Consider the following 8,267-nt stretch of genomic DNA (forward strand, 5'->3'; position numbering starts at 1 on the left):
ATGTTAATACACACAATAAATAAGGGTTTTGGAGTGAAGTATAGTCTAGGAAAAATAGAAAAAGATTTAAAACTAGATAAATTTGTAAGATGTCATAAAAGCTTTATAGTTAATCTAAGTTATGTAGAAAATATAAAGCCAAATATTGCTATTTTAGAAAGTGGAGAAGAAGTACCTATTAGTAGATATAGGTATAAAGAGGTTAAGGAGAAATTTTTAAAATTTCTTGGTGATACAATATGTTAAATTTTATGTTTGAGTTATTATTAATTGTATCTATATGTGTACGATTTATTATTATGAAAAGGATATTAATTTATAAAAAAGATAATAAAAAAGACAAGCAAATTGTATTTTATGCTTTATTGGGATTAATTTATATTATAGTTAAAATAACTAGATTATTTAATATAGAAGAAAATTATATTAGTAATATATACTATTTGATTGATGTTTTAGTATTTATTGCCTGGGGGATATATTATAATTATTTTTACAACATAGGATATATTAAATACATTATTTTCTTTTTTCTATTTAATATTTATTATGATTGTGTCAAAGATGTTGTAGATAGAATTTTATTTTTTGCAGTTACAGGTAATGTTGTTTCATCCAAAGAGTGGCTTTTGGCATCTGATTCTGATAATATAAAAGTTTATATATACAGTAATCTATTTATTATATTTGTATATATGATACTTAGTTTTTTGTATAATCGATTAAAATCGCTTAGCCAAGATAAAAGAAACTATGTATATTTGTTATTTGCTCTAATGGCTAACACCATGAATATAATTGGAGCCTATATATCAAGGAAATTAGAACGGTTTAGATGGTTACATTCAGAACCATATTATTTTGAGAATTTTGTAAATCCAAAGCTAATAGGAGCTAGCACTATTGTTCTTATATTATTGTTTAGGCAAATAATAAAAGATAATAAATTAAAATCTCAGAATGAATTAATAAAAAATAAGTTAGATATGCAATATGCTCATTATTTAAGTATTCAAGAATCTCATGTGAGAGTTAAGAAGCTTTATCATGATATAAACAATCATATTTGCTGTATAGACAATCTTAAAAACGATGGTAAAGAAATCAATGAGTATATAAATAATTTAAAAGATGAAATTAGAGAGTTCAAATATATTTATAATACAGGGAACATGATATTAGACATCATAATCAGTGAGAAGAGTGAAATATCTGCGAAAAAGGGAATTAAATTTATTTGTGACATAAACTTTTCAAAAGTTGATTTTATAAAACCCATAGATGTGTCAAGTGTATTTGCCAATATTTTAGATAATGCAATAGAAGCATGTGAGAAAATATCAGATGAAAATATTGATAAATATATTAGAATTAAAGGAACTATAACAAAATCATTTTTTGTACTTAAATGTGAGAATAGTAAAGCAAATAATATTATTTCTAATAAAAATATATTGTTAACAGACAAAATGGATAAATTTATACATGGAATAGGAATTCAAAGTATTAAATCGTCTTTAGAAGAGTATAATGGAGAATTATTATTTGAAAATCAGAAAGACAAATTTATACTAAATATATGCATACCATTGAATCAAGATGCTGACAGTTGGGTCGATTAAGTTACTAGTTGGGGCATCTATATTGATACTAAAAAATAAGGATGTTATCTTTTTAATAACAAAAGATAACATCCTTATTTTTTAGTATCAAGAAATTTATAATTTTACTAATCTTAATTATAAGAATTAGTTACAAAGAAAGGTGATATGTATTGAAAAACTAATCATAAAAACCATAAAAATATAAGATATTGTAATACAAAATGTAATTAATAAAAACTTGAAAAGTAGAAATACAATGGAGGAAAAAATATATGAAGGCGAAAAAATATATTTTAGCTATGATAGTAATTTTAAGTATAAGTTCAAGCTTAATGGTAGGATGCACATCCACTGTATCCAATAAAGATTTAAATAACTCAGAGCAAGCTAGTGAAAATTCATCGGACAACTCAATTGAAACTAAAAAAGATGACTCTATTAAACTATTTGAGGATTACTCAAAAAAAGCTAATACTGTAGAAGGGTTGGAAGAAGTTAAAAAAGATTTATCTCAAAAGTTTTCAAAGGCTATAACAGATAGTGGTTATAAGGTCGTTAATTCAAATTCAGATGGAAGTTTTGTAGTATCTATAAATGGATTTGAAAAGCCACCAGAAAAAGATATTAGAAGTTTATTTTACTCTATGTCTGAAGACAACAAAGAAGGAAAAGCAGTAGTAGACATTCTCTGTGCTAAAGAATATCCTGAGAATAAAAAATTAACTGAAAGTGATAAATATATTAAATTTATGTACAACATGTTTAAGTCATTAACTAATACTGATTTAACTAAGAAAGATTTTTCAGATAAAGTTATAAAAATATTTAATGAAGGTGTAGGCTCTGTAGAGCTTCCTTATATGAATGATATACATGTTGAAGTTAACAAAGTTAAAAAATCTATTAAAGTTTTAAAACTAAGTTTAGAATATGAATTTGATATTTCAAATCATTAATATAAAAAAATTATGACACTCTAGAAGAGAAATTTATGATTTAAATAATGATAATAAGTGTTTAAGAGATAGATAACTTAGAGATGCAAAATATCCTCCACCTTATTGAAGTAAATAAATTAGAAAATAAAATGCATGTTTTATATTTAGATAAGTTTTTTTATTCAAAAATAAATTATTTTTGGTTGCCATTTTATGTTAAAGGACAGTATAATATAATTAAAGTATGTTATAACATACAAAAATTAATATATATTATCTAAAGGGGGATTTTAAATGAGTCAAACTAATAGAATAGAAGCATTTAGACAAGAATACGTTAATTCTAAACCTATGATATGTTGTGAAAGGGCTAGAATTTTTACAGAATCACATAAAAAGACTGAAGGAGAAGCCATATGTATAAGAAGAGCTAAAGCTTTTTTAGATGCATGCAAAGAACTTCCTATAAAAATATTCGAGAATGAATTAATTGTAGGTACAGCTGGTAAATTCAGAAGAACAGGTATATTAACACCAGAGTTTTCTTGGCAATGGGTAGATAAGGAAATGGATACTTTTGATGAAAGAACTCAAGACCCATATGTAATATCAAAAGAGCAAATAGAATTTATAAGAAAAGAGATATTTCCATATTGGAAGGGTAAATCTTTGGAAGAAGTTTTTTTAGCAAGAATTCCAGAAGATACAGCTAAGATATTGGTAGATACAGGAATAATAGATAATGATTCTAAGTGGAGACAGGCAGTAGGGGAAGTAACTCCAGATTATCAAGATATATTATTTGTAAAAGGATATAAGGGTATCAAGGAAGAAGCAGATAAGAAGATAAAAGAACTAGACATATCAATTTCAGAAAATATTGAAAAAATAGATTTTTATAAGTCTGTTTCTATCGTTGCAGATGGTATTATGACATTGGCAAATAGATATTCAAAACTTGCAAAAGAAATGAGTGAATTAGAGAAAGACTCAAAAAGAAAGTTAGAACTTATAAAAATATCAGAAGTATGTGAGAATGTACCAGCAAATCCTCCAACTAGTTTTTATGAAGCGATACAGTTTGTATGGTTTGTGCAATTAGGTGGTGTTTTATCTGAAAATCCATTAGCATTGAACTTAGGTAGATTTGACCAATATATGTATCCATATTATGAAAAAGATACTAAAGAAGGCAATATAACTAAATCAGAGGCTCAAGAGTTGATAGAGGCTCTATGGATTAAGCTATCAGAGTGGGTATGGACAATATCAGCAAATACAGCAAATTATTTTGCAGGATACAACCAATTTCAAAATCTTACTGTTGGTGGCAAAAAGAGAAATGGAACTGATGGAACTAATGATATTTCATATATGTGTTTAAAGGCAACAGAAAGCGTAAAAACTCATCAACCAGGTTTAAGTGTTAGAATAAGTCAGGGAGCACCAGATGACTTTGTTATGGCAGTTGCTAAATTAGTAAAACAAGGTACTGGTTTTCCTGCTATACACAGTGATAGTGCAGGAGCACAAATGTTACTTCAAGATGGATATGATGCAGAAGATGCGAGAGATTGGAGCAATTGTGGTTGTGTAGTTCCTCATTTTAGAAAGACAGGTCAATGGACTTCAGCAGTAAATATTAATTTTGCAGCAGCACTGGAATATGCTATGAATGAAGGTAAAAGTAGATTAACTGGAGAAAAAATGGGATTAGATGTAAAAAATATCAACGAATTTGCATCTTTTGAAGAAGTTAAAGAAGAGTTTTTAAAGCAACTAGCGTATCTTATAAAAAATTCTGTTATAGGAACTACTGTTGCTCAACAAATTCATAAAGAAATAGTACCAAGACCATTTTTATCTACTTGTGTAGATGGTTGTTTGGATAAAGGTGTTGATTTGAGTAAAGGTGGAGCAAAATACAATATAGGACCTGTTCTAACAGGCATAGGTCTAGGTGTAGTTTCAAACTCATTGGCAGCTATAAAAAAATTAGTTTTTGAAGATAAGGTGACTACATTAGAAGAATTAACACAAGCATTAAATAATGATTGGGAAGGCTATGAAGAATTAAGAAAGCTTGCCTTAGATGTTCCTAAATATGGAAATGACAATGATTATGTAGATTCATTGGCTATTGAAGTTTCTGATTTTTATTATAGTGAAACTAGAAAATATAAGGATATTTTTGGTTCTAAGTTTAATAGTGCGTTTATGGGTATATCAAACTATGTTCCAACTGGAAAAATAGTAGGTGCAACTCCATGTGGAAGAAAAGCCACAAAACCTTTGACAGAAGGAGTATCTCCATTTGTTGGAACTGATACAACAAGTCCATTAGCGGCTATGAAATCTGCATCAAAAATAAATCATGATGTTCACACTGGTGGAACACTTTTAAACTTGAGATTTAATCAAGATTTGGTTGAAACAGAAAGAGGGCTTAGAAATCTAACTTCTATGGTCAAATCATATTTTGCACTAGGTGGATTCCATGTACAATTTAATACAATATCAAATGATGTCTTATTAAAAGCTCAAGAAAATCCAGAAGAATATAAAGATTTATTAGTGAGAGTTGCTGGATATAGTACTCAATTTGTCAATTTATCAAGAGAAATGCAAGATGCTATAATAGCTAGAAACTCACATAGTAAATTTTAATTATGAGGTAGATTATGAGTAAAAAGGGTAAAGTTGTAAAAGTACAACATTTTTCAGTAAATGATGGTGATGGAATAAGAACTACTATATTTTTAGAAGGATGTAAACTAAAATGTAAGTGGTGTTCTAATCCAGACTCATGGAGCAATATAGTAAAGCTAGGAGTCATGAAGGATAAGTGTATATCTTGTAATAGGTGTATAGATGCTTGTCCTCAAAATATAAGTTCATTATTTGACAGAAATCAAATAAATGATAAGTGTGATTTGTGTGGAAAATGTGTTAAAACATGTCTCAATGATGCTATCTGTATAATGACTGAAGAAATGAATGTTGAAGAGATTGTAAAGGAAGTTGAAAAAGATTTTATATTTTTCTTTGAGTCTAACGGAGGAGTAACTTTTTCTGGAGGAGAACCCACACTTCAAATTGACTTTTTAAGAGAATTAGTTGATGTTTTTTATAATAAAGGTATAAACATGGCAATTGAAACTTGTGGATATTTTGAGTGGGATAAAGTGAAGGATGTTTTTGAAAAAATAGACCATATATTTGTAGATATAAAATCTATGGATGATAATGTTCACAGAGAATATACAGGAGTAAGTAATAAGGTAATACTAGAAAATATATGTAGACTTTCAAAATTAAACAAATCTATGGTTATAAGAGTACCAATTATTTCTGGAGTGAATGATAGTGAAGAAAATATAAGAAATACTGCATTATTTGTAAAACAAAATGTTTTAGGTGGAAAGATGGAATTACTTCCATATCATAAATTTGGAATTGATAAATATAAAGCATTAGGGCTTGAAGATTATATATATGAATTTGATGAAATTTGTAATAGTCATATGTTAAAATTAAAAGAGATAGTAGAACTTACAGGAGTAAAAATCATAGAATACAAATAGGCTATCAGGAGGATTTTAACATGGATAATAAATTTCCTAATGTAGGAGAAAATTTAAGGTTATTAAGACAAGACATGGGCATAAGTTTAGATAAAGCTTCAAAGATGACAGGAGTTAGTAAGGCAATGCTGGGACAGATTGAAAGAGGTGAGTCTAGCCCCACTGTATCTACCTTATGGAAAATTTCATCTGGATTCAAAATAAATTTTACAACACTGTTAAATGAAAATACAAACACTTATGAGGTTATAAAAAAAGAGGATGTGGAACCTATTATTGAACAGCAAGGCAATATGAGGTTATATCCAATATATCCTTTTAGCCCTCAAAGAAGGTTTGAACTTTTTATAATTGAGCTTGAAGCAAATTGTACTCATGTTTCATCTACACATAGCCATGTTCTAGAAGAGTATGTACTTGTAATAGAAGGTAAACTTGAGCTTAATGTAGATGGAAAAACTTATATTTTAGAGTCTGGACATTCAATTAGATTTGATGGAACGCTAGAACATCTATATAAAAATTTAAATAATGGAAGAACTGTATTTCATAATATAGAAGTTTATAGATAATTTTATAGTTATCCATTTTGGGAATAAATATTTATTCTCAAAATGGATAACTTATTTTTGTAATGTCGAAAAGATTTGTATACATGTACTAACATTATTGTTTTAAAATAAACATAAAAGCATTATAATAATATTAACAAAATATAATAAAGAGGAAGAATATATGATTATGAAAGTTTTATTGACAGTACTAGTATTAGCAATCTTATATATTCTGTATAAGTATGAAACTCAACATATAGAAACAACAGAATATACCATATTTAATAAAAAAATTCCAAAAGAATTTAATGGTTTTAAAATAGTTCAAGTAAGTGATTTACATAATAAGGTATTTGACAAAAACAATAACAAAACATTGATAGATAAAATTGAATCTTTAAATCCAGATGTTATATTTATAACAGGAGATTTAGTTGATGGAGAAAATAAAAATTTTCAAATTGCATTAGATTTAATTGATAATTTAGTAAAAAAATATGAAGTATACCACATAATTGGAAATCACGAACAAAAATCTTTAATAAAAAAATACAAACATCTATATAAGGATTATTTTAAGGAATTGTATTCAAAAAAAATAATAAATATGGAAAATGAATCTGTAAGAATATATAAGGGAGATAGTTATATTAATCTATATGGTTTAATCATACCATTAGAATGCTATCCATATTTTTTTGCTAATAATAAAAAGTTAGAATTGAGTGACAATTTTGTAGAAGATAAGTTAGGTAAAATAAGAGAAAATGAGTATAATATACTTTTAGCTCATACACCATTCTTCTTTGAAAAATATGTAAAATGGGGAGCTGATTTAGTTCTGGCTGGTCATGTTCATGGCGGTATAATAAGAATACCTTTTATTGGAGGTGTACTATCTCCAAATAGAGAATTTTTTCCTAAGTATGACTGGGGAAAATATGAAAAAGGTAGTAGCACTATGGTTTTAAATAAAGGCTTAGGAGGTTCAAAAGTTCTCGTTAGACTTAATTGTAAACCAGAAGTAGTGAGAATTACACTAAAGTCTAATTAATAAGGTTTTGTGTGTATATAAACATCAATGACATATATATAAAATTGGTGTAAGGACCTATTAAATAGATACAATTATTAATTTTTAATAATTATTTAATTAATTTAAATAAAATGCTATTTTTAGCATGAAATATTAAAAATATAGGGGGTAGTTAAAAATCATGGGTGATATGAGTAGATTTTATGAGTCTATAAAAAACAAATATCCAAAACTAAAAGATGGAACTAGAGTTCATATGTGGCCAAAAGAAAATATTATAATTGGTCCCATTTATGATGAGGCAAATGGATATGAAAAAAGTATAGGAAGTGTGGATAGCTTAAGTTGGAAGCAAGTTGTTGTACTAGCAGAATGTGATGGGAAAAATACTACTAAAGATGTATTAGATATATTATCCAACAGATATAGAAATGTCCCTGATATGAGAGATAAAGTTATGGAATTTTTTATGTTTTATGATAATGAGTATTTAACCTTTGAAGATGAGGAACAAACATTATCAAGTGTTTTTGAGATAACAGGAAATAAAG

General features: G+C 27.1%; 7 protein-coding genes and 1 pseudogene. All 8 read left to right on the forward strand.

Annotated elements, in window-relative coordinates:
* Positions 1–246: LytTR family DNA-binding domain-containing protein (locus KGF50_RS18740; RefSeq protein WP_227849468.1), on the forward strand; the 246-nt coding region annotated here is incomplete at its 5' end.
* A gap of 53 nt (positions 247–299) precedes the next feature.
* Positions 300–1,622 (forward strand): ATP-binding protein, encoded by a 1,323-nt coding sequence (locus KGF50_RS18745; protein ID WP_227849469.1) that lies wholly within the window; start codon positions 300–302, stop codon positions 1,620–1,622.
* A gap of 254 nt (positions 1,623–1,876) precedes the next feature.
* Positions 1,877–2,560, forward strand: coding sequence for a hypothetical protein (locus KGF50_RS18750; RefSeq protein WP_227849470.1), 684 nt, complete (start codon positions 1,877–1,879; stop codon positions 2,558–2,560).
* Positions 2,561–2,836: 276 nt separating this feature from the next.
* On the forward strand, positions 2,837–5,209 hold the full coding sequence (locus KGF50_RS18755; protein WP_227849471.1) for a formate C-acetyltransferase/glycerol dehydratase family glycyl radical enzyme: 2,373 nt from the start codon (positions 2,837–2,839) through the stop codon (positions 5,207–5,209).
* 14 nt (positions 5,210–5,223) lie between these two features.
* Positions 5,224–6,126: a glycyl-radical enzyme activating protein gene (locus KGF50_RS18760; RefSeq protein ID WP_227849472.1), complete on the forward strand. Its 903-nt coding sequence runs from the start codon at positions 5,224–5,226 to the stop codon at positions 6,124–6,126.
* Positions 6,127–6,146: 20 nt separating this feature from the next.
* On the forward strand, positions 6,147–6,698 hold the full coding sequence (locus tag KGF50_RS18765) for a helix-turn-helix domain-containing protein (protein WP_227849473.1): 552 nt from the start codon (positions 6,147–6,149) through the stop codon (positions 6,696–6,698).
* Between the two features lie 163 nt (positions 6,699–6,861).
* Complete coding sequence (locus KGF50_RS18770) at positions 6,862–7,734, forward strand: metallophosphoesterase (RefSeq protein WP_227849474.1); 873 nt, start codon at positions 6,862–6,864, stop codon at positions 7,732–7,734.
* Between the two features lie 163 nt (positions 7,735–7,897).
* Positions 7,898–8,267, forward strand: a pseudogene (locus KGF50_RS18775) (hypothetical protein); the annotation flags it as partial.

The organism is Clostridioides sp. ZZV15-6598, assembly GCF_020657705.1.
Classification (GTDB): domain Bacteria; phylum Bacillota; class Clostridia; order Peptostreptococcales; family Peptostreptococcaceae; genus Clostridioides; species Clostridioides difficile_F.